The organism is Bacillus mycoides (genome assembly GCF_018742245.1).
GTDB lineage: Bacteria > Bacillota > Bacilli > Bacillales > Bacillaceae_G > Bacillus_A > Bacillus_A cereus_U.
Genome location: NZ_CP036132.1, coordinates 63,352 through 87,500, shown reverse-complemented (window position 1 = coordinate 87,500; position 24,149 = coordinate 63,352). Strand labels below are relative to the sequence as shown.

Sequence of the window (24,149 nt, the reverse complement as noted above, 5' to 3'; positions counted from 1 at the left end):
GAACCCCTAACCTCTTGATCCGTAGTCAAACGCTCTATCCAATTGAGCTACGGGCGCATATGGTGCCGAGGGCGGGGGTCGAACCCGCACGGTGGTCACCCACCGCAGGATTTTAAGTCCTGTGCGTCTGCCTGTTCCGCCACCCCGGCATGTCATACTGAAAATTGGAGCGGAAGACGGGATTCGAACCCGCGACCCCAACCTTGGCAAGGTTGTATTCTACCACTGAACTACTTCCGCAAGACATGTTTGAGTTATTTTATTAAAAGTGCGGGTGAAGGGAGTCGAACCCCCACGCCAAAGGCGCTAGATCCTAAGTCTAGTGCGTCTGCCAATTCCGCCACACCCGCATATTTCATTAAAATGGTGAGCCATGAAGGATTCGAACCTTCGACCCTCTGATTAAAAGTCAGATGCTCTACCAACTGAGCTAATGGCTCTTGCAATAAAAACTGGTGCCGACTAGAGGACTTGAACCCCCAACCTACTGATTACAAGTCAGTTGCTCTACCAATTGAGCTAAGTCGGCTAAATGGTGGAGGATGACGGGATCGAACCGCCGACCCCCTGCTTGTAAGGCAGGTGCTCTCCCAGCTGAGCTAATCCTCCGAATTGCCTGGCAACGTCCTACTCTCACAGGGACAAGGTCCCAACTACCATCGGCGCTAGAGAGCTTAACTTCCGTGTTCGGTATGGGAACGGGTGTGGCCTCTCTGCCATCATTACCAGACTGTATTCATTTAAGACAAGAATTATTATAACTCATTTACTTTTGAAAGTCAACAAGTTTTTTATATTCTTTCAAAACTAGATAACATTGCTTCATATTATATGGTTAAGTCCTCGATCTATTAGTATTCGTCAGCTCCACATGTCACCATGCTTCCACCTCGAACCTATCAACCTGATCATCTTTCAGGGATCTTACTAGCTTACGCTATGGGAAATCTCATCTTGAGGGGGGCTTCATGCTTAGATGCTTTCAGCACTTATCCCTTCCGCACATAGCTACCCAGCTATGCCCTTGGCAGAACAACTGGTACACCAGCGGTGCGTCCATCCCGGTCCTCTCGTACTAAGGACAGCTCCTCTCAAATTTCCTGCGCCCACGACGGATAGGGACCGAACTGTCTCACGACGTTCTGAACCCAGCTCGCGTACCGCTTTAATGGGCGAACAGCCCAACCCTTGGGACCGACTACAGCCCCAGGATGCGATGAGCCGACATCGAGGTGCCAAACCTCCCCGTCGATGTGGACTCTTGGGGGAGATAAGCCTGTTATCCCCGGGGTAGCTTTTATCCGTTGAGCGATGGCCCTTCCATGCGGAACCACCGGATCACTAAGCCCGACTTTCGTCCCTGCTCGACTTGTAGGTCTCGCAGTCAAGCTCCCTTATGCCTTTGCACTCTACGAATGATTTCCAACCATTCTGAGGGAACCTTTGGGCGCCTCCGTTACACTTTAGGAGGCGACCGCCCCAGTCAAACTGCCCACCTGACACTGTCTCCCGGGTCGATAAGACCCGTAGGTTAGAATTTCAATACAGTCAGGGCGGTATCCCACCAGCGCCTCCACCGAAGCTAGCGCTCCGGTTTCAATGGCTCCCGCCTATCCTGTACAAACTGTACCAAAATTCAATATCAGGCTACAGTAAAGCTCCACGGGGTCTTTCCGTCCTGTCGCGGGTAACCTGCATCTTCACAGGTACTATAATTTCACCGAGTCTCTGGTTGAGACAGTGCCCAAATCGTTACACCTTTCGTGCGGGTCGGAACTTACCCGACAAGGAATTTCGCTACCTTAGGACCGTTATAGTTACGGCCGCCGTTTACTGGGGCTTCAGTTCAGAGCTTCGCTTACGCTAACCCCTCTCCTTAACCTTCCAGCACCGGGCAGGTGTCAGCCCCTATACTTCGCCTTACGGCTTCGCAGAGACCTGTGTTTTTGCTAAACAGTCGCTTGGGCCTATTCACTGCGGCTTTCCGTTAAGAAAGCACCCCTTCTCCCGAAGTTACGGGGTCATTTTGCCGAGTTCCTTAACCAGAGTTCTCTCGCACACCTTAGGATTCTCTCCTCGCCTACCTGTGTCGGTTTGCGGTACAGGCACCTTTTATCTCGCTAGAAGCTTTTCTTGGCAGCGGGGAATCAAAGACTTCGCTCCATAAGGAGCTTCCCCATCACAGCTCAGCCTTCACGATAAGCGGATTTGCCTACTTATCAGCCTAACTGCTTGGACGTGCACAACCAATCGCACGCTTCTTCTATCCTTCTGCGTCCCTCCATTGCTCAAACGATAAAGAGGTGGTACAGGAATATCAACCTGTTGTCCATCGCCTACGCCTGTCGGCCTCGGCTTAGGTCCTGACTAACCCTGAGCGGACGAGCCTTCCTCAGGAAACCTTAGGCATTCGGTGGACGGGATTCTCACCCGTCTTTCGCTACTCATACCGGCATTCTCACTTCTAAGCGCTCCACCAGTCCTTCCGGTCTGACTTCACTGCACTTAGAACGCTCCCCTACCACTGATACCATTGGTATCAATTCGCAGCTTCGGTGGTGTATTTAGCCCCGGTACATTTTCGGCGCAGAGTCACTCGACTAGTGAGCTATTACGCACTCTTTAAATGGTGGCTGCTTCTGAGCCAACATCCTAGTTGTCTAAGCAACTCCACATCCTTTTCCACTTAATACACACTTTGGGACCTTAGCTGGCGATCTGGGCTGTTTCCCTCTTGACTACGGATCTTATCACTCGCAGTCTGACTCCTAAGGATAAGTCATTGGCATTCGGAGTTTGACTGAATTCGGTAATCCGATGAGGACCCCTAGTTCAATCAGTGCTCTACCTCCAAGACTCTTACACTTAAGGCTAGCCCTAAAGCTATTTCGGGGAGAACCAGCTATCTCCAGGTTCGATTGGAATTTCTCCGCTACCCACACCTCATCCCCGCACTTTTCAACGTGCGTGGGTTCGGGCCTCCATTCAGTGTTACCTGAACTTCACCCTGGACATGGGTAGATCACCTGGTTTCGGGTCTACGACCACGTACTAAACGCCCTATTCAGACTCGCTTTCGCTGCGGCTCCGCCTCTTCAGCTTAACCTCGCACGGGATCGTAACTCGCCGGTTCATTCTACAAAAGGCACGCCATCACCCATTAACGGGCTCTGACTATTTGTAGGCACACGGTTTCAGGATCTCTTTCACTCCCCTTCCGGGGTGCTTTTCACCTTTCCCTCACGGTACTGGTTCACTATCGATCACTAGGGAGTATTTAGCCTTGGGAGATGGTCCTCCCAGATTCCGACGGAATTTCACGTGTTCCGCCGTACTCAGGATACATTCAAGAGAGAACGAAGTTTCGACTACGGGGTTGTTACCCTCTGTGACGGACCTTTCCAGGTCGCTTCGTCTACCTCGTTCCTTTGTAACTCCGTATAGAATGTCCTACAACCCCAAGAGGCAAGCCTCTTGGTTTGGGCTAGATTCCGTTTCGCTCGCCGCTACTCAGGAAATCGCATTTGCTTTCTCTTCCTCCAGGTACTTAGATGTTTCAGTTCCCTGGGTCTGTCTTCCATACCCTATGTATTCAGGTAAGGATACCATACCATTACGTATAGTGGGTTTCCCCATTCGGAAATCTTCGGATCAAAGCTTACTTACAGCTCCCCGAAGCATATCGGCGTTAGTCCCGTCCTTCATCGACTCCTAGTGTCAAGGCATCCACCGTGCGCCCTTTCTAACTTAACCAAACTAAAATTAAAAAAATATGAGCTACACTGTTATCTAGTTTTCAAAGAACATACATTTAAACTTGAGAGATAGTTCTCTCAAAACTGAACGAAACAAAACAAGTCAACGTTTATTGATGAACTGCGTTCATCAATTCTCCATAGAAAGGAGGTGATCCAGCCGCACCTTCCGATACGGCTACCTTGTTACGACTTCACCCCAATCATCTGTCCCACCTTAGGCGGCTGGCTCCATAAAGGTTACCCCACCGACTTCGGGTGTTACAAACTCTCGTGGTGTGACGGGCGGTGTGTACAAGGCCCGGGAACGTATTCACCGCGGCATGCTGATCCGCGATTACTAGCGATTCCAGCTTCATGTAGGCGAGTTGCAGCCTACAATCCGAACTGAGAACGGTTTTATGAGATTAGCTCCACCTCGCGGTCTTGCAGCTCTTTGTACCGTCCATTGTAGCACGTGTGTAGCCCAGGTCATAAGGGGCATGATGATTTGACGTCATCCCCACCTTCCTCCGGTTTGTCACCGGCAGTCACCTTAGAGTGCCCAACTTAATGATGGCAACTAAGATCAAGGGTTGCGCTCGTTGCGGGACTTAACCCAACATCTCACGACACGAGCTGACGACAACCATGCACCACCTGTCACTCTGCTCCCGAAGGAGAAGCTCTATCTCTAGAGTTTTCAGAGGATGTCAAGACCTGGTAAGGTTCTTCGCGTTGCTTCGAATTAAACCACATGCTCCACCGCTTGTGCGGGCCCCCGTCAATTCCTTTGAGTTTCAGCCTTGCGGCCGTACTCCCCAGGCGGAGTGCTTAATGCGTTAACTTCAGCACTAAAGGGCGGAAACCCTCTAACACTTAGCACTCATCGTTTACGGCGTGGACTACCAGGGTATCTAATCCTGTTTGCTCCCCACGCTTTCGCGCCTCAGTGTCAGTTACAGACCAGAAAGTCGCCTTCGCCACTGGTGTTCCTCCATATCTCTACGCATTTCACCGCTACACATGGAATTCCACTTTCCTCTTCTGCACTCAAGTCTCCCAGTTTCCAATGACCCTCCACGGTTGAGCCGTGGGCTTTCACATCAGACTTAAGAAACCACCTGCGCGCGCTTTACGCCCAATAATTCCGGATAACGCTTGCCACCTACGTATTACCGCGGCTGCTGGCACGTAGTTAGCCGTGGCTTTCTGGTTAGGTACCGTCAAGGTGCCAGCTTATTCAACTAGCACTTGTTCTTCCCTAACAACAGAGTTTTACGACCCGAAAGCCTTCATCACTCACGCGGCGTTGCTCCGTCAGACTTTCGTCCATTGCGGAAGATTCCCTACTGCTGCCTCCCGTAGGAGTCTGGGCCGTGTCTCAGTCCCAGTGTGGCCGATCACCCTCTCAGGTCGGCTACGCATCGTTGCCTTGGTGAGCCGTTACCTCACCAACTAGCTAATGCGACGCGGGTCCATCCATAAGTGACAGCCGAAGCCGCCTTTCAATTTCGAACTATGCAGTTCAAAATATTATCCGGTATTAGCCCCGGTTTCCCGGAGTTATCCCAGTCTTATGGGCAGGTTACCCACGTGTTACTCACCCGTCCGCCGCTAACTTCATAAGAGCAAGCTCTTAATCCATTCGCTCGACTTGCATGTATTAGGCACGCCGCCAGCGTTCATCCTGAGCCAGGATCAAACTCTCCAATAAAGTTAGTTTGTCTAGCATCTAAAAATAAAAATTGACGTTCACGTTGTTTGTTTCGTTCAGTTTTCAAAGAACTCGTCTGCCGCTCAGAAGCGACTTTATTAATATAACATTTCGTTATATTTTCGTCAACAACTTTTTTCAATAAGTTGTTTTTCGTTTGTTTCTTATGTTGTCTTTCGTGACAACGAATATAAATATACCAGTTTGATTATTAAAATGCAATAGTTTTTCTAATAAAATTTTTAACTTAGTAAAAAAGCATAAAAACAGCACCTTTCTTCTATATAAGTATAGTTTTTTAATCTGGCATCCATTTAACGAGCAATAATCTCGCTTCCCTTTTAATAGAAGGTTTCTCCCCCCTCAAATAAATAAAGAAATAAAAAAGCTTTGGAGAAATCTCCAAAGCTTAGTCTTGTTTATGGCGCATAGCCGGGAATAATAGTACATCACGAATAGATGGTGCATTTGTTAATAACATAACAAGACGATCAATACCGATTCCTAATCCACCCGTAGGAGGCATACCGTACTCAAGAGCTTCGATATAGTCATCATCCATCATATGAGCTTCATCATTACCTTGCTCGCGCTCTTTTAATTGAGCTTCAAAACGTTCCTTTTGATCGATTGGATCATTTAACTCAGTGAACGCATTTGCATGTTCACGCGCAACGATAAATAACTCGAAACGATCTGTGAATCTTGGATCTTCGTCATTCTTTTTCGCAAGTGGCGAAATTTCTACCGGATGACCGTAAATAAATGTTGGTTGGATTAATTTATCTTCTACTTTTTGTTCGAAGAACTCATTAATAATATGACCAACTTCCATTGTATTCTTAATTTCTACATTATGTTCTTTTGCAAGTTCACGCGCTTCTTCTACACTCATTGGATTCCAGAAATCTGCTCCAGAGTGTTGCTTAATTGCATCTACCATATGAAGACGTGTCCATTCTGGTTCTAGATTAATTTCATAATCACCATATTGGATTGTTGTTGTACCCAATACTTTTTTCGCGATATGAGCAACCATATTTTCTGTTAGTTTCATAATATCATTATAATCAGCGTACGCTTCATATAATTCAATCATCGTAAACTCGGGGTTATGACGAGTTGATACACCCTCATTACGGAATACACGGCCGATCTCATAAACCTTTTCTAATCCGCCCACAATAAGACGTTTTAAATGAAGTTCAATTGCGATACGCATATATAATTCCATATCTAACGCATTATGGTGTGTAGTGAAAGGACGAGCAGATGCTCCACCTGCAATCGCGTGCATCATAGGCGTTTCTACTTCAAGATAACCGTTGTCATCTAAATATCTTCTCATTTCACGAATGATTTTACTACGAGTAACGAATGTTTCACGACTTTCCATACTTGTAATTAAGTCCAAGTAACGTTGACGATAGCGTTGTTCAACATCTTTTAATCCATGGTATTTATCCGGTAATGGACGAAGAGATTTCGTTAAAAGTGTAAATCCTGTTACCTTTACTGAAAGTTCTCCAACGTTTGTTTTGAACACTTTACCTTCAATACCTACTAAGTCACCTAAATCTGCTGTCGTAAATAACTCGTACTCTTCATCTCCAACAGTATCTTTACGAACATAAATTTGAACTTGCCCCTGTAAATCTTGAATGTGCGCAAATCCCGCTTTTCCTTTACCGCGTTTTGTCATAATACGACCAGCGATAGAAACAGTGATTGCTTTCTCTTCTAATTCTTCTTTAGAGAATTCTCCATATAGACTTACTAAGTCAGTTGTTGAATTTGTGCGTTCAAATCGTTTACCGAACGGATCGATCCCTTGTTCACGTAAGTTATGTAACTTTTCACGACGAACAAGCAATTGGTCGTTTAATTCTTCGTGGTTCATGTTATCCATGATATTGATATCACTCCAGCTCTATTAAATTTTACAATATATACAGTATAGCATTTTCTACTCAACTAGAAAAACTGCCAGCAACTAACTGGCAGCTCTTCTTTCTTTCACGTAATTATAGGAAGTGTATAGAAGAATGTCAATCTCCTATGCCCTCTTATTAACCAACGTAAATTGTTTGTTGTTTCGCTTCTACTTCTTCTACAAATGCACCTAATAAATTCGCAAGGTCTTCACGTGTATTACAAATATTGATACCGTTACGCACACTTGCATTACCACGAACACCTTTTAAATACCAAGCTGCATGCTTTCTCATCTCTCTTACAGCGACATTTTCGTTCTTTAAATCGATAAGACGATCTAGATGCAGCATACATACATCAATTTTCTCACGCACTGTTGGTTCCGGCATTAATTCGCCCGTCTCTAAATACTTTACCGTACGATAAATCATCCATGGGTCTCCAAGAGCAGCGCGGCCAATCATAACTCCATCTACACCAACTTCATCAAGCATACGCTTTGCATCTTGCGGTGTTTCCACATCACCATTTCCGATAACCGGGATATTCACAGATTGCTTTACTTGTTTAATAATATCCCAATCCGCTTTCCCTTCATACATTTGCACTCGTGTACGTCCATGAACTGCTACTGCTTGCCCACCAGCACGCTCAACAGCTCTAGCGTTTTCAACTGCGAAAATATGTTCTTCATCCCAACCAATACGCATTTTAACTGTAACTGGTTTTTCAACAGCATCTACAACTGCCGCTACCATCTCATATATTTTATTTGGATCTAAAAGCCACTTTGCTCCCGCATCACACTTAGTGATTTTCGGTACTGGGCAACCCATATTAATATCAATAATGTCTGCTGTCGTATATTTATCTACGTATTTCGCAGCATCTACAAGAGTTTCTTTCTCTCCACCAAAAATTTGTAAACTTAATGGCTTTTCTCTCTCATCGATATATAACATATCTAATGTTCTTTTGTTATTAAGTAATATTGCCTTATCACTTACCATTTCAGCACAAACTAAACCTGCACCAAATTCTTTTACTGTCAAACGGAATGCAGAGTTACACACTCCCGCCATCGGTGCTAGTACAACTGGATTTTTCATCTCAATATTTGCAATCTTTAACACCCGTCTTACTCCTTCCTTTACAGTCACTTCGGCATCAATTCGTCTATTGAAACGTTTAATGTTTTAGCGACTTCTACTACAAAATCTTGGGAAGGTGATCTATTGCCCCTCTCAACTTCACCTAAAACCGATACAGATACCCCTAATTCTTTCGCAAAACCTTCTTGCGTATAGCCTTTTAGCTTTCGAAAAGCACGAATGCGTCTTCCCCATTTTTCTGCTTCCATACCGTTACTCCCTCTCGCCTTTTCATTTCTTCTACTTGTGAACGTGAAATGTTTTGTTTCATATCTTGATTAATCTCTAACAACGGAACGATAACAAAAGCTCTTTCGAACATCCGCGGATGCGGAACAATAAGATTCTCTGCTTCAATATTTTCTTGATTATATAGTAAAATGTCAAGGTCGATGGTCCTCGGGCCCCATCTAATTTCCCTTTTTCTTCCTAGGTCATTTTCTACCTTTTGTGTTACTTTCAATAATTCTTGCGGTGATAAATTGGTAGAAATTTTTATAACTAAGTTTAAAAAGCAATTTTGGTCAGTATAGCCAACCGGATCAGTTTCATATACAGACGAAACATCATCGACTTGGATATGCTGGTTTTTATTTAAAAACTGAATTGCTTCAGTTAAATAAATATAACGCTCCCCAATATTCGAACCTAATGCAATGTACGCTATATTATTCATGGACGTTCTCTCATAATTTCTACCGCTACAGCACGATAATGCCCCGGTATCGGCGGATCTGGTTTAATTACCTTAATTGTACATTGTGAAATACTCTCATATTGTTTCAATATATCTGTAGCGATATTTTCAGCGATACTTTCTACAAGCTTATACGTTCTATCTTCAACAACTTTTCTACATAGTTCGAAAAGCTCCCCGTAATTGACAGAATGCTCTAAGTCGTCACTTTCTCCTGCGCGTTTTAAATCCAACTCCACCGTTAAATCCACTTTAAATCTCTGACCCAATTTATTTTCTTCCGGGAATACACCATGATAACCGTAAAACTCCATATCATGGATATAAATTTTATCCAATTACTTTGCCCCCTTACCAATCATTGCATCCATCATCTTAGCCATACGCGCCATTTCTTTCACATCATGAACACGGATAAACTCACAGCCCTTTTCAATACCAAGACAAACGGTAGCGCCCGTTCCTTCAAGACGCTCCTCCACTGGTAAATCTAATACATGGCCAATAAAGGACTTTCTTGAAGTACCTAATAGAACTGGGTAACCCAGTACATTTAACTGCTCTAAATTACGCATCGCTTCTAAATTTTGCTCAGGTGTTTTCGCAAAGCCAATACCTGGGTCTAAAATAATATTCTCATCTCGCACGCCCGCATCTTTAGCAATTTTAATACTCTCATACAAATCAGCAATCATATCAGCCATTAAGTTGCGGTAGTTCATATTATCTCGGTTATGCATTAAGATAATAGGCACATCATAATAAGCTGCAACTTCAGCAATCTTCGGTTCCGCCTTCGCTCCCCAAATATCATTAATAATATGAGCACCCGCTTCAATCGCTTGTTTCGCAACTTCAGCTTTATACGTATCAATAGAAATAGGTAGCTTTGCTTCTTTTGACACTGCCTGAATCATTGGAACAACTCGCTTTATTTCTTCTTCTACTGAAACTTTAGCGAAACCTGGTCGAGTAGATTCACCGCCAATATCAATAATATGAGCACCTTCATTTTTCATTTCTTTCGCATGTCGCACTGCAGCATCTACTTCGTTGTAACTCCCACCATCAGAAAATGAATCTGGCGTTACATTTAAAATCCCCATAATTAATGTCTTTTCATTTAAGTTCAATGTATATTCGCCGCAGCGCAAATCATAATCCCACTTCAAACTACACATCTCCTCTTCGCAATTCATTTCTGCTCCACAATTTCTCTCTCTGCACTCCATAAAGACCCATAAGTCTTTTTGTAACCACTCCCACTTTACCCGGGAAATCTTTCTCCTCTATACGATAAAGGGGGACAATCTCTTGAATAGAGTTCGTTACGAACACTTCATCCGCTGAAAGCAATTCATCTTTTGTAAAGAAACCTTCCTTTACTTCTATATCTAGCTCTTCAGCAGCCTTTATAATAAACGCACGAGTGATTCCGTTTAAAATCCCTGTTTCTAATGAAGGAGTATATAAAATATCTCCTTTAACAAAAAAGAGATTCGAAACAATACCCTCTGCAACATAACCTGTTTCGGTAAGAAAAATACCTTCCTTATTCACAACATTTCCAATTTCGCGTTTCCCTAAAATATTATTTAAATAATGATGGGACTTCAAGCGAAATGCACCCTCTGGTGTATTTCTCACTTGCTTTAAAATAACTCCTTCTTTTTCCACTACATTCCCTGGAGCTGCTAAAGGTTTTATAAAAACAATAACAGACGGTTCTTCATATACTTCCGTTTGTAATCCTATTTCATCTATACCCGCCGATACATTTAAGCGCACATATGCATGCTTTAACCCATTCTTAACGAGTAGATTCTTTAAAATAAGCATCACTTCATCTTTTGTCATTGTCCATTTGATTTGCAATATATCGAGCGCACCCATTAAGCGTTCATAATGATCATCCATTAAAAAGGGATGACCATTATAAATACGAAACGTCTCAAAAACCCCAAGCCCATATAGGTAACCGTGGTCATACGGAGAAATTTTCGCTTCACTCGCTTCTACATACGCGCCATTTACGTAAATTAACACGATGTCACACTTGGGCTATATTTGCGAATGAAATTCTGTAGTAACTCTTTCCCGTGAGAAGTCATAATAGATTCCGGATGGAATTGTACCCCTTCAATCGGCAACGTTTTATGACGAAGCGCCATAATTTCACCTTCTTCAGTCCAAGATGTTATCTCTAAACAATTCGGTAACGTCTCTTTTTTTACAATAAGAGAGTGATAACGTGTCGCAGTAAATGGATTTGGAATGTCAGAAAAAATCGTCTGCCCATCATGATGCATTAAAGATGTTTTTCCATGCATCAAACGCTCTGCCCTGACAACATCCCCCCCAAATACTTGCGCAATGGATTGATGTCCAAGACAGACCCCAAAAATCGGAAGCTTACCTGCAAAATATTTAATAGCATCCATACTGATTCCCGCCTCATTAGGGCTACATGGACCTGGCGAAATCATTAAAAAATCCGGTTTCATATTCTCAATATCCGAAATAGTCACTTCATCATTACGCTTAACAACAAGCTCTTGTCCAAGTTCCCCAAGAAACTGCACTAAATTAAATGTAAAAGAATCATAATTATCAATCATTAATATCATTTCTCTCACCTAACCGTTTCTTCGCTACTTTCTTTTGCACGCCATAAAGCGATTGCTTTTTTTAACGACTCTTTATATTCATTTTTTGGATTTGAATCAATTACAATACCCGCTCCAGCTTGCACATGCGCTTGTCCATCTTTAGCAAGCAGTGTTCGGATTACAATATTCAATTCCGTATCTCCAGAATAACCAATCCAACCAATTGAACCCGTATAAATCCCTCGGCGAACAGGTTCTAATTCTTCAATAATTTCCATCGTACGTATTTTCGGGGCACCGGTAATTGTCCCACCAGGAAATACAGCCTTCACCAAATCGAAAGCATCTTTATCTGCTTCCACCTCACCACGCACATTAGAAACAATATGCATAACGTGTGAGTATTTTTCAATTACCATAAATTCATCTACTTCAACAGTGCCGTATTTACAAACACGACCCAAGTCATTTCGTTCTAAATCCACAAGCATTACATGCTCTGCTCTTTCCTTTTCGTTTTCAATTAATTCTTTCGCTAATTCCTCATCCTCTTGCTCACTTGCTCCTCGAGAGCGCGTACCGGCAATTGGTCTTGTACTCACTTCTTTTCCTTGCTTTTTAATTAGTAATTCAGGCGAAGCACTAACAATTTGAAAATCTCCAAACTCCAAGTAACCCATATATGGAGATGGATTAATTTCACGAAGACTTGTATATATTTCTAGTGGATGTGTTTGTAATGTTCTTTCTTGTCTTGTCGACAAGTTTACTTGAAACACATCACCCGCTCCAATATATTCTTGAATACGTTCAACGGCCTTCATAAAGCCCTCTTCCGTAAAAGCGACTGCTTCATTTTTCTTTTCAGGACATTCAAACGGCATAGTCACTTTGGGTGCTTCTTTCATCCAAAGACCCTTCCATTCATTTAATCGCTCTTCTGCCTCTTCACACTCATCTACATAATGAGTAATAATCCATAATACTCTCTCCTGTTGATCATACACAAACACGTCATCAAATAACAAAAAGAATATGTCAGGTATATTAATATCATCCTTCGCAAGAGAAGAAAGTTTTTCAATATAACGGATACAATCATAACTAAAGTATCCAATTGCCCCACCTTGAAAAGGTGGGTACTCCGGATTATAATCCGTTTTCCATTTCTCCATATACGCTTGCATTAAATCTAGTGGATTCCCTCGCTTTATTGTTTCCTTACCACTTTCACTTATATGTAACGTCTCATTCTTACCCTGAATTACCGCTACTGGATCCAGCCCAACAATGTTATAACGACCACCACGTCCACTTTCTAACAAAATATGTTGCGGCTTATCCTGAGAAAGAAATTTATATTGCTTAAAGAAATCTAACTGATATGGAATAGAAAGCGCTAAAGATTTTCTTCGTTGCATATCAACACCCCGTCTTCTGTTATCCCACCCTCTTAAGCCAATCAACTCAAACTACATAAAATTATTTATATAGAGAATGATTATACTTGAGGGCTAGTGAAAATAAATTAATTATACTACTTCTTATTTTACATGAAGTTTTCTAGTCATTCACTCTTTTCCTTTTTCCAATCAAAAAAGAAAAAGCATCCTTTTTTAAGGATGCTTTTCAAATCACATTCAATTATGACTCAAATTGATAAAGTGGTGTACTTAAATAACGTTCACCATTACTTGGGATAATAACAAGTACCTTTTTCCCTTTACCTAATTTCTTCGCAACTTCTGTCGCTGCATAAACGACTGCTCCCGAAGAGATACCAACTAAAATACCTTCTTCTCTAGCGACTCTTCTCGCATATTCGAACGCTTGCTCCGTTTTCACTTGAATAATTTCATCATATACCTCTACATCCAATGTCTCCGGAACAAATCCCGCTCCAATTCCTTGGATCTTATGTGGTCCTGGCTTTCCACCAGATAATACTGGTGAATCCGCAGGTTCTACCGCGTAAATTTTGATATCTTTATAAGCTTCTTTCAGCACTTCACCGGCACCTGTAATTGTTCCACCTGTACCAATACCTGCGATAAACGCATCTAATTGATCCCCCATCTGTTCAACAATTTCTGGACCTGTTGTTATACGATGGATTTCTGGATTCGCTTGGTTTTGGAACTGTTGTGGTATAAAGTACCCATGTTCTTCTGCTAATTCAGTTGCCTTTCGAATTGCTCCGCCCATTCCTTCAGGTCCTGGAGTCAATACTAATTCAGCACCGTAAGCGCGTAATAAATTACGACGCTCAATACTCATTGTTTCTGGCATTACTAAAATTGCCTTATATCCTTTAGCAGCTGCTACCATCGCTAAGCCAATACCTGTGTTACCACTTGTCGGCTCAATGATTGTATCGCCCTCTTTTAATAATCCTTTATTTTCAGCATCTTCAATCATAGCTAACGCGATACGATCTTTAACACTGCTCCCCGGATTCATAAATTCTAATTTTAAGTATACATCTGCGCTGTCTGATTCTACGATGCGGTTCAACTTAACGATCGGCGTTTTCCCGATTAATTCTGAAACTGATTGTGCCACTCGCATTCCTGTCACTCCTAACACCGAGTATTTTTATTGGTTTTATCTATATTTAGATTTTGTCAGAAAATTCCCTGTTTGTCAATCTGTTTGGGCGGCTGGTTCTCCACTTAAACTTCTTTATTACAGGTTCTCAATTAGACTTGTAATATCTTCTTTAGCGAATTTATGTCGTTCATTACAGAAGTGACAGTGAACTTCCGTCTCTTCTTCTTCTGCACGAATTTGTTCTAACTCCGCTTTACCTAAACTAATTAGCACACTTTCAATACGCTCACGTGAACATGTACAATTAAATTGAACATCCATTGTTTCTAGCACTTTCACTTTATCTTTTCCAAGCACTTCATACAGTAATTCTTCTGGAGAAAGACCTTGTTCGATTAATTGTGATACCGGCGGGATTTGTTGCAGACGCTCTTCAATAAATGAAATTGTTTCTTCCTGCGCACCTGGCATAATTTGAAGAATAAATCCACCCGCCGCTAATACGCTATCATCTCCATTTACAAGAACACCAACACCTACAGAAGAAGGTGTCTGCTCAGAAACCGCGAAATAATATGTGAAATCTTCCCCTAGTTCTCCTGAAACAATTGGAGATTGACCGATAAATGGTTCACGCATACCGATATCTTTAATTACCGTTACAAATCCTTCTGTACCTACCGCTTGATATACACGTAATTTCCCTTGTTCCGTTCCTTCAAAATCAACATGCGGATTCGTTACATAACCACGTACATCCCCATTTGCATGAGCATCGACTAAGATAGGACCAATCGGTCCGTTACCCTCTACTTTAATCGTTAACTTCTGCTCGCCTTTTAACATAGCACCCATCATTGTACCCGCAGTTAAAGAACGACCAAGTGCTGCTGAAGCTGTTCTCCATGTATCATGACGTTTTTGCGCCTCACTTACTGTATTTGTTGTACGTACACTATAAGCACGAACCTCTCCATTAAACGCTAACGCTTTTACTAAATAATCTTTCATACTTATTTATTCACCCTTCTCATGTTGTAAATTTGCATTACGTTCATATAACATATACAAACCTTTTAACGTTAAAAACGGATCTACAATATCAATTACATTTGATTCTTCTGAAATTAATTTTGCTAATCCACCTGTTGCAATAACTTTCGGTTCTTGCTTAGCTTCTTCCTTCATGCGCTTAACAATACCTTCCACTTGTCCAACGTATCCATAAAGAATACCTGATTGCATTGCACTTACTGTATTCTTCCCGATAACACTACCTGGTTTTGTAATTTCAATACGAGGAAGCTTTGCTGCCCTGCTATATAAAGCCTCTGCCGAAATCATAATTCCTGGCGTAATGACGCCACCCATATAATGCTTCTCTTCGTTAATATAACAATATGTAGTAGCCGTACCAAAATCAACAATAATAAGCGGACTTCCATACAAATGGATTCCTGCTACTGCATTTACAATTCGGTCCGCGCCTACTTCACGTGGATTTTCATATTTAATATTCAAGCCAGTTTTTATCCCAGGCCCCACTACAAGCGGTTTAATTTTAAAATACTTTTCACACATACGCTCTAAAGCGAACATAATTGGCGGTACGACTGAAGACACAATAATACCTTTCACATCTTCAAAAGAAAGACCTTCATGCTCAAGTAACTGCTTTACAAGCATCCCATACTCATCTTCTGTTTTATGACGATCTGTTTCCATGCGCCAATGCTGACGAAGTTTCCCCTCTTCAAACACACCTAGTACCGCATTTGTGTTCCCTACATCCAATACAAAAATCATATTCTCACCACTTATCTTATTTAATCTACATTTGCGCAGTATGTATAAAACTTATAAAAACATCATATCACACATACTTATATAATCAGTTTTTCTATACTCATCATTGTACAAAAAGATTACTCTCTATTTCAATTTTTAATAATAGTTTCATTTAATTTTTTTGCCACTTAAATTCATTCCACAAAAAAAGGAGTGACTATTGTCACTCCTTCGTTTCTTACTTATCTTCTGTATCTTCATCGTCTTTCTTCATATTGATGTTTACTTTCACATCATCTGAAGATGTTGGACGCTCAGGTAATCTGCCATAATCATATAAATGATTAATTTGCTCTGCATCTAATGTTTCTACTTCAAGTAACGTTTTCGCGATAATATCAAGCTTATCTCGTTTTTCAGTAAGAATTTGTTTCGCACGAGCATAACAGTCTTTAATAATTATTTGCATTTCCACATCAATTTCATGCGCGATTGCATCACTGTAGTTTTGTTCTGAATGGAAGTCTCTTCCTAAGAATACCTGACCACCTTGTGAGCTACCAAATTGCATCGGTCCAAGCTTATCACTCATCCCGAATTCTGTAACCATACGTCTTGCAATACCAGTCGCACGTTGGAAGTCGTTGTGAGCACCTGTACTTGCTTCACCAAATACAATCTCCTCAGCTACTCGACCACCAAGTAAACCAGTGATTTTATCAAGTAACTCTGGTTTTGTCATGAAGTAACGATCTTCCTTCGGAAGCATTACCGCATATCCACCAGCTTGACCACGAGGGACAATTGTTACTTTATGAACGATATCTGCTTCATCAAGGACAACACCAATTACAGTATGACCAGCCTCATGGAATGCAACAATATTACGTTCTTTTTCAGAGATAACACGACTTTTCTTAGCTGGACCTGCAATAACACGATCCGTCGCTTCATCGATGTCACTCATATCAATTTTCTTCTTATCTTGACGCGCAGCTACTAAAGCAGCTTCGTTTAATAAGTTTTCAAGATCGGCACCAGAGAATCCTGGTGTACGAGTTGCAATTGCTCTTAAGTTGACATTCTCATCAAGCGGTTTATTACGAGCGTGTACTTTAAGTACAGCTTCACGACCATTTACATCTGGACGATCTACTGTAATTTGACGGTCAAAACGACCTGGACGTAATAACGCTGGATCAAGAATATCAGGACGGTTTGTCGCAGCGATGATAATAATACCTTCGTTTGCACCGAATCCATCCATTTCAACAAGCAATTGGTTCAACGTTTGTTCACGCTCATCATGACCACCGCCAAGACCCGCGCCACGTTGACGTCCTACTGCATCAATTTCATCAATGAAAATGATACAAGGAGCATTTTTCTTTGCATTTTCAAATAAATCACGTACACGGGATGCACCGACACCGACGAACATCTCTACGAAGTCAGAACCACTAATAGAGAAGAACGGAACGCCTGCTTCACCTGCAACAGCACGTGCTAGTAAAGTTTTACCTGTACCTGGAGGTCCCACTAATAGAACACCCTTCGGAATACGGGCACCAACTTCAGCGAACTTACGAGGGTCTTTCAAGAATTCAACTACCTCAACAAGTTCTTGTTTCTCTTCATCTGCTCCAGCAACATCTCTGAAACGAATTTTTTTCTTTTCATCATTGTATAGCTTCGCCTTACTTTTCCCGAAGTTCATAACACGGCTACCGCCGCCCTGAGCTTGATTTAATAAGAAGAAGAATAAAATGAAGATAATGACAAACGGAATGATAGAAGTGAAGAACGTTACCCAAGCACTTGTTTCTTCTGCTGGTTGATACTTAACTTCAGCCCCTTGCGCTTTATCATTAATTTTCTTTTGTAATTCCTCAGTATTTGGTGCATAAGTAACAAATTGTTCTCCTTGGCTAGAAGTTTTGAATTGTCCCTTTACCTCAAACACACCATTTTTCGGTTGAAGCTGCACATTACGCACTTCACCTTTTTCAAGTTGAGTAATGAATTTATCGTAGCTAACTGATGTCGTTTTTTGCGTCGAACCATTAAAATAGCTCACGATTCCAATTACTACTAAGAATATCAGTAAATAAAAGATGGTATTACGGAAGATACGATTCATTCCTAACCTCCTCTCACGGCATAAACACTATAGTAAATCGTAACACAGAAAAAATTTCCTATACAATTGTAACGCCTATATTTAATTAATTTGAGTAAACACTTGGTTTTAATACTCCTACATAAGGAAGATTACGGTACTGCTCTTTATAATCTAATCCATATCCTACAACAAATTCATGAGGAACAGTAAATCCAACATAATCTGCTTTCAGATCAACCTTACGGCCTGTTGGCTTATCTAATAACGTAACAATTTTTACAGATTTCGCTTTACGATATTTAAACAGGTCCACTAAATAGCTTAGTGTAAGACCGCTATCAATAATATCTTCAACGATTAAAATATCGCGACCTTCTACCGAAGTATCAAGATCTTTTAAGATTTTTACTTCGCCTGTCGAAACTGTAGAGTGACCGTAGCTAGATACAGCCATAAAATCCATTTCAAGATATGTATCTGTTCTCTTTAATAAATCTGCCATAAATGGCATTGCGCCCTTTAGTACACCAATCGCAAGAGGTATTGTATTTTTGTAATCCTCTGCAATAACTGCACCTAGTTCGTGCACCTTTTCTTGTATTTGTTCTTCAGAAATTAATACTTTTTCGATATCTTGATTCATCATTTCATTATCCTCCCGGAAGACTCCTTGCTTTTGTAGTGAATAATCATGTATTTACCCTTCTTTGCTAGCTCTTTCGAAGTAGCAAATGCAGATCGTTTCAACAAGGGTACCCAAATAATATTTCCACTTGCGTCACAAACGATCGGCCATTCTTCTCTTTTTTCTTTTGGTACTTTCGCTTCGATAAAAACAGCTTTTATCTTTTTTGTACCATCCATACCTTGCATTGACATGCGATCTCCATTTTCCCTAGACCGAATACGAAGTGGATACGATATATCATTATACTTAGCAACAAATACTGTTTCATTCATGTTACTCGGTATATCTTCGCTCACCTCTGTTACAAGTTTATCCCCATTCGGCAATATAATTGTCCCAGGTACTGATAAATCTTGTAAAAAAGGAGAAACAATTTCTTGTTTAAATCCAAAACCACATTCTTCGTATGTGCGAACAATTTTCAAACCACCTGGAAAATCTAGTGAACCTGAAGGTTGTGCCCGCTTAAAAAATTCAATCACCTTGTCAATATGTATAGAAGAAAGCGAAGATGGAATCTTATATTCATAAAGATAGTTTAATATTAGTTGAATCCCTCTTCTTTGTAAAGGCATAGACATGGATTCAAAGGCAGGAATTGATAAGCTAATTTGTTTATCGCTTTTTTTTGTAATTACTTTATTCATTTTCTCAAAAGCTAATTCCTGCAAATAAGCCTCATCCTCTTGCATCTGCACGCTAAATTTTTGAAATTTCTCATGCATTTGTGGATTTTCTTCTTTCAAATAAGGAAGGACATATTTACGTAATCGATTCCTTGTATATACTTCTTTTTTATTACTCGGATCTATACGCGGAATAACTTTTAATTTATTACAGTAATCAACAATTTCTTCCTTAGTTACCCCAAGTAACGGCCTAATTAAATATCCATTATGAAAAGATCGCTTCACTGCAATTCCTGCGTATCCTTTCGGAGTACTCCCTCGTACAAGGCGCATTAAAATCGTCTCTACTTGATCATCTCCATGGTGACCAAGAGCTACATATCTCGCATCATATTTCTTCATTATTCTTTCCAAAAATGCATATCTGCATTCTCTAGCTGCAACTTGTGCATTCATTCCATATTGCTGTTGATATTGCGACACATTAATCCTTAGCGTTTCACAAATAACTCCTAGCTCTTTGCAAAGACCCTGTACAAACTGTAAATCCTCATAAGATTCATTACCTCTAAACATATGGTCCACATGTGCTACTACAATTTCGAGCTGTTTTTCTGCCCTTTTTTCTAACAAATAATATAAAAGAGCCAAAGAGTCAGGACCACCAGAAACCCCTACAACAATTGTTGAATGTTTCTTTAATACATCATGCTGCTTTACAAAGTCATCTACTTTTTCAACAAATGCATCTTTCAACTTCGCAATCACCTTTCATTAAACAAGAACAACAACATTAGTTACCTTGTATATAATGGTACAACTTTTACAAACATTGTGCAAAAAAAAGATGTACAAAATCCACATTTTTATCTTACATCCCTCCTGTATATTTAACAAAGTAATCGCATTACCTTTTTAATCAAAAAAACCTAGGCATCTACCTAGGTTTTTTGATTATTTTATTGCGCCTGCATTCCTACTATTGGAATCGTAGCCCACTTCGGCATATTTTTCTTTACTTTCGCCACCACAATAGTCATATCATCATTTATATAACCATCACCAGAGCGAATTACTTCTTCCATAATAATATCAGCAATTTCCTGTGGATCCTCTGTTTGTAGTTCTTTAATTTTACGTTTTATCCATAATTCGTGATTCTCCACATGTTGCGCTCCCTCAAAAATGCCGTCACTCATCATGATAAGAAGGTCACCCGTTTTTAATTGCTCACCAACCACATCAACTTCAACATCTTCAATGATTCCCATCGGCAAATTACTTGCCTCAATTTTCAAAATATTATTTCCGCGTTTAACAAAACTCGGTGTCGATCCAATCTTTAAAAACTTCGCACTCGCATCCCGTAAATCTACCATAGCCAAGTCAAGCGTTGTATACATCTCCTCTGTCGTCCTTAAAGAAAGAATCGAATTGATGGACTTAATCGCTATTTCTTCATCAATACCTGATTGAAGTATCTTTTGTAATAATTTTACCGTTTCCCTACTCTCCATATGAGCCCTTTGTCCATTTCCCATACCATCACTAATCGCAAGTGCATATTTACCAACACTCAAATCCATCATCGCGTAGGAATCACCTGAAACAAACCCACCACCTTTTGCAGCTGTGGCCAATCCTGTATCAAGAGAATACGTCTTCGCTGAACCAAATGATATTAAACTGTGCCCATTTGGATATGAGGATTTCTCTTCATGCTTAACGACGATATTCTCTTTCAAAATATCTGAAAGCATTGGAGCAACCAACTTCTCACATTCCCCATGTTCATTAGATGCAGCCGGAATCAACATTTCAATATCAATACTTCCTCTATCTAAACAATAAATATCAACATGCTCCACTTCGACACCAAAATCACGAAACGCTTGTAAAATTTGCTCCTCCTGTGCTTGATGGTTCTCTCTTTCTCGTTGTATCTCCTTAGCGAAATCCTCCATCACTTTTGATACACCTAGTAATTGCTCCGCTACAATTCTACGATTTTCCTTCATTTGTTTTCTTAATTTCTGCCCCTCATAGAAGTGATCTAATTCACCCGCTACTAAATCCGTTACTTTCTTCCCTCTCACACAATGCTTGTCCCATTCACGAACTAACTTCCGATTATGCTGCAGTGTTCCTTCTTCTGTTTCACTCATTATTTGTTTCATATAATCGTATGTTTTATCAAAATTAACTACCCAACATTGATCCTTCTTAAAGCATGTTTGACATGTTTTTGCAGTAATTGTACTTAAAAATAAATCAGCTTCTGTTTCTTTATCTTCCTCCTCCACATACCCATATACAGAAAAGCTATTGGACAAAGCAGCAAATACATTAGCAAATTGATTGATTTTGTTTGCTGTAACATCGCGCACTCTTCTTAAATATTGTTGTTGATCTTGTGAATGCTCCTGTGTACCTGGCATAAATTTAGCAATACGATCCATAACAAGCTTCGGTGTTAATAAGAAGAAAACAATTGCTACACCAGATTCAATTAAAGTTGTTACAATACTTGTTTGCTTGTCTACATATAATGTAATTAAGCTTGTACCAATTAATAAACCTAAACTAACTCCTATACGCTTCCCTTCTTTTAACAATCCCCCAAGCAATCCTGAAAAGGCAAGAAGACTAAGTTGAGACAAGCTAGCCACATTCGCTAAACTTAATATTAACCCAGTGACAACCCCTACTGTTGACCCTGTAGCTGCCCCTGCAATAAAGGCAAATACTAATACTAAATATCTAGTGAAAATATGTTGAATAGAAGCATCATAAACAAACCAATCCGTTGTGCCCGTTAAAACAGATGCTAGTAATATAATTAAACAAACAATTTCTTCTGTTTCTAACGCTTGTTGCTTCCCTTTCCTTTCAACTAAAAGCGGAACACTTTGTAAAAATATCATCGTTAATACGAAGCTAAGCCCCGCTTCGATCGTACTGACGAGCAGATCATACATGGTGACGGTTTGCTGTGCAAAATATACAACAACTAAATGTGCGGTTAATGCGGAGATAAATACTTGGAATGGTACAAGTCCAACAGTTTTACGTGTAAACCGACTAAAGAAGATATTATAAATAAAGAAGGTAAAGATAGATGCAAAAGTAAAAAATAAATTGTCTATTGAAACTGAAAGTGCTCCCCCCATTAGGGCTAAGAACGCGAGCGGCATTTTATCTCGCTTCATAACATAAACAGCAGCAAAAAACGGCAATGCAAACGGTAAAATGTTTGTTAATATATATGCTCGTCCCAAAAGAAAACCAATAACAGCAATAATGAATCCCCATCTAAAGAAAACTTGTTCAAACTTCATTCGCAACTTACTCGTCCACTTTATTGTTCCAAGCTGACTTTCATTCATCGCCAATGCACTTGTGTTCATAGTATTCCTTCCTGCTTTAGGCATATTTTTAACACCACCTGCATAGTTTAATTACTGTTATTATAAAAGATGATTTTTGGAATTTTTGTCAAAACAACAGTTTTGACTTTTATAATCGTTCGACTTTTTATTCGAAATAAATCTACATATATACATAGTATTTAATTTATTCAAAGAGAGTTGAAAGAATGTTCAGAAAATATAGGGTGATTTTGTAGAAGTATTGTACGTCTTAATTTATATTTAACAAAAAAAGATCATGCAAATTTGCATGATCTTTTTAGATGACCCGTACGGGATTCGAACCCGTGTTACCGCCGTGAAAGGGCGGTGTCTTAACCACTTGACCAACGGGCCGTTAAATTAAATATAGCGGCGGAGGGGATCGAACCCCCGACCTCACGGGTATGAACCGTACGCTCTAGCCAGCTGAGCTACACCGCCATGTCGTCGTATTTAACGGACAATTAGTATCTTACATCAGATACGTTTTAAAGTCAACACATCTCAAAAACTTTTTTAAAAATATATTCTCTCACATAAAAAAGTACCCGAGTAATTACTCTGGGTACCTCTCTATATGTTAAGAATTAAACGGACTTATTATCCGCGACGTGCGCCACGGCCACCACGTTTAGATTCTGTGTTACGCTTTAAAGAAGTTAAACGATCTTCACTATCTTTTAAAAAGCGTGCCATCTTTTGCTCAAATGTTTCTTTTGGAGCGCGTTCGTTACCGCCACCGCGGTTATCTCTGTTGGAAGAACGATTATTACGTTGTGGACGTCCAGAACGTTGTTGATCACCACCACGTTGGTATTCACCACGCGGACGATCTCCTTCTGTTTTTTCACGTTCTTTCGCTTTCTTAATAGATAGGCCAATTTTGCCATCTTTTTCAACATTGATAACTTTTACTTCTACTTGGTCGCCTACTTTTAAGTGATCGTTAATATCTTTCACATAATTATCAGCAACTTCACTAATATGAACAAGACCTGTTAAGCCTTCTGGCAGCTCCACAAAAGCCCCAAAATTTGTAATACCTGTTACTTTACCCTGTAACTTGCTGCCTACCTCGATTGACATAAAAAAAATGCTCCTCCTTAGTGGTTAAAAAGT

17 protein-coding genes, 9 tRNA genes and 3 rRNA genes (1 of these 29 running past the window's edge) are annotated in these 24,149 nt (G+C 40.5%); all 29 read right to left on the bottom strand.

Annotated elements, in window-relative coordinates:
* Positions 1-57: transfer RNA gene (locus EXW56_RS00480), tRNA-Arg, on the bottom strand; it reaches 17 nt to the left of the window's first position.
* Between the two features lie 3 nt (positions 58-60).
* Positions 61-149, bottom strand: a tRNA-Leu gene (locus tag EXW56_RS00475).
* A 16-nt stretch (positions 150-165) separates the two neighbouring features.
* Positions 166-240: transfer RNA gene (locus tag EXW56_RS00470), tRNA-Gly, on the bottom strand.
* 29 nt (positions 241-269) lie between these two features.
* A tRNA-Leu gene (locus tag EXW56_RS00465) sits at positions 270-350 on the bottom strand.
* 14 nt (positions 351-364) lie between these two features.
* A tRNA-Lys gene (locus tag EXW56_RS00460) sits at positions 365-440 on the bottom strand.
* A gap of 13 nt (positions 441-453) precedes the next feature.
* Positions 454-529: transfer RNA gene (locus EXW56_RS00455), tRNA-Thr, on the bottom strand.
* 4 nt (positions 530-533) lie between these two features.
* Positions 534-609 (bottom strand) — tRNA-Val (locus EXW56_RS00450).
* A gap of 5 nt (positions 610-614) precedes the next feature.
* Positions 615-730 (bottom strand): 5S ribosomal RNA (rrf, locus tag EXW56_RS00445).
* A 101-nt stretch (positions 731-831) separates the two neighbouring features.
* Positions 832-3,753 (bottom strand): 23S ribosomal RNA (locus EXW56_RS00440).
* Positions 3,754-3,899: 146 nt separating this feature from the next.
* Positions 3,900-5,451, bottom strand: a 16S ribosomal RNA gene (locus EXW56_RS00435).
* The 16S, 23S and 5S rRNA genes sit together here with 7 tRNA genes alongside, the layout of an rRNA operon.
* Positions 5,452-5,860: 409 nt before the next feature.
* Complete coding sequence (lysS, locus tag EXW56_RS00430; RefSeq protein ID WP_002107326.1) at positions 5,861-7,360, bottom strand: lysine--tRNA ligase; 1,500 nt, start codon at positions 7,358-7,360, stop codon at positions 5,861-5,863.
* A 160-nt stretch (positions 7,361-7,520) separates the two neighbouring features.
* Positions 7,521-8,519, bottom strand: coding sequence for a tRNA dihydrouridine synthase DusB (dusB, locus tag EXW56_RS00425; protein WP_002107325.1), 999 nt, complete (start codon positions 8,517-8,519; stop codon positions 7,521-7,523).
* Between the two features lie 23 nt (positions 8,520-8,542).
* A complete protein-coding gene (locus tag EXW56_RS00420) occupies positions 8,543-8,746 on the bottom strand; it encodes a helix-turn-helix domain-containing protein (RefSeq protein ID WP_002009706.1) in 204 nt (67 codons plus the stop codon).
* Positions 8,698-9,213, bottom strand: coding sequence for a 2-amino-4-hydroxy-6-hydroxymethyldihydropteridine diphosphokinase (folK, locus tag EXW56_RS00415; RefSeq protein ID WP_002107324.1), 516 nt, complete (start codon positions 9,211-9,213; stop codon positions 8,698-8,700). The genes EXW56_RS00420 and folK overlap by 49 nt, the downstream gene beginning before the upstream one ends.
* Positions 9,210-9,572: a dihydroneopterin aldolase gene (gene folB, locus EXW56_RS00410; RefSeq protein WP_002107321.1), complete on the bottom strand. Its 363-nt coding sequence runs from the start codon at positions 9,570-9,572 to the stop codon at positions 9,210-9,212. The genes folK and folB overlap by 4 nt, the downstream gene beginning before the upstream one ends.
* Positions 9,573-10,433 carry a dihydropteroate synthase gene (gene folP, locus EXW56_RS00405; protein ID WP_002107320.1) on the bottom strand — a complete coding sequence of 287 codons (861 nt, stop codon included), beginning with the start codon at positions 10,431-10,433 and terminating at the stop codon, positions 9,573-9,575.
* Positions 10,408-11,280 carry an aminodeoxychorismate lyase gene (gene pabC, locus EXW56_RS00400; RefSeq protein WP_002107319.1) on the bottom strand — a complete coding sequence of 291 codons (873 nt, stop codon included), beginning with the start codon at positions 11,278-11,280 and terminating at the stop codon, positions 10,408-10,410. Before pabC ends, folP begins: the two co-directional genes overlap by 26 nt.
* Entirely contained in the window at positions 11,274-11,861 is a 588-nt protein-coding gene (pabA, locus tag EXW56_RS00395) for an aminodeoxychorismate/anthranilate synthase component II (protein WP_002107318.1), read from the bottom strand. Before pabA ends, pabC begins: the two co-directional genes overlap by 7 nt.
* Before the next feature lie 5 nt (positions 11,862-11,866).
* Positions 11,867-13,264 (bottom strand): anthranilate synthase component I, encoded by a 1,398-nt coding sequence (trpE, locus tag EXW56_RS00390; RefSeq protein WP_002107316.1) that lies wholly within the window; start codon positions 13,262-13,264, stop codon positions 11,867-11,869.
* Positions 13,265-13,487: 223 nt separating this feature from the next.
* Positions 13,488-14,411 (bottom strand): cysteine synthase A, encoded by a 924-nt coding sequence (gene cysK / locus EXW56_RS00385; protein ID WP_002107314.1) that lies wholly within the window; start codon positions 14,409-14,411, stop codon positions 13,488-13,490.
* Between the two features lie 117 nt (positions 14,412-14,528).
* The gene (gene hslO, locus EXW56_RS00380; protein ID WP_002107310.1) at positions 14,529-15,404 is read right to left on the bottom strand and encodes a redox-regulated molecular chaperone HslO; all 876 of its coding nucleotides are present in this window, start codon (positions 15,402-15,404) and stop codon (positions 14,529-14,531) included.
* 6 nt (positions 15,405-15,410) lie between these two features.
* Positions 15,411-16,199: a type III pantothenate kinase gene (locus tag EXW56_RS00375; RefSeq protein WP_002107309.1), complete on the bottom strand. Its 789-nt coding sequence runs from the start codon at positions 16,197-16,199 to the stop codon at positions 15,411-15,413.
* A gap of 220 nt (positions 16,200-16,419) precedes the next feature.
* Entirely contained in the window at positions 16,420-18,321 is a 1,902-nt protein-coding gene (gene ftsH / locus EXW56_RS00370; RefSeq protein WP_002091565.1) for an ATP-dependent zinc metalloprotease FtsH, read from the bottom strand.
* Positions 18,322-18,406: 85 nt separating this feature from the next.
* On the bottom strand, positions 18,407-18,949 hold the full coding sequence (gene hpt, locus EXW56_RS00365; protein ID WP_002107307.1) for a hypoxanthine phosphoribosyltransferase: 543 nt from the start codon (positions 18,947-18,949) through the stop codon (positions 18,407-18,409).
* Positions 18,946-20,376: a tRNA lysidine(34) synthetase TilS gene (gene tilS / locus EXW56_RS00360; protein WP_215557794.1), complete on the bottom strand. Its 1,431-nt coding sequence runs from the start codon at positions 20,374-20,376 to the stop codon at positions 18,946-18,948. Before tilS ends, hpt begins: the two co-directional genes overlap by 4 nt.
* Before the next feature lie 203 nt (positions 20,377-20,579).
* On the bottom strand, positions 20,580-23,051 hold the full coding sequence (gene spoIIE / locus EXW56_RS00355; RefSeq protein ID WP_002107303.1) for a stage II sporulation protein E: 2,472 nt from the start codon (positions 23,049-23,051) through the stop codon (positions 20,580-20,582).
* Between the two features lie 261 nt (positions 23,052-23,312).
* A tRNA-Glu gene (locus tag EXW56_RS00350) sits at positions 23,313-23,384 on the bottom strand.
* Positions 23,385-23,397: 13 nt separating this feature from the next.
* A tRNA-Met gene (locus EXW56_RS00345) sits at positions 23,398-23,471 on the bottom strand.
* 159 nt (positions 23,472-23,630) lie between these two features.
* Positions 23,631-24,116 carry a S1 domain-containing RNA-binding protein gene (locus EXW56_RS00340; protein WP_002009683.1) on the bottom strand — a complete coding sequence of 162 codons (486 nt, stop codon included), beginning with the start codon at positions 24,114-24,116 and terminating at the stop codon, positions 23,631-23,633.
* Positions 24,117-24,149 lie beyond the last annotated feature (33 nt).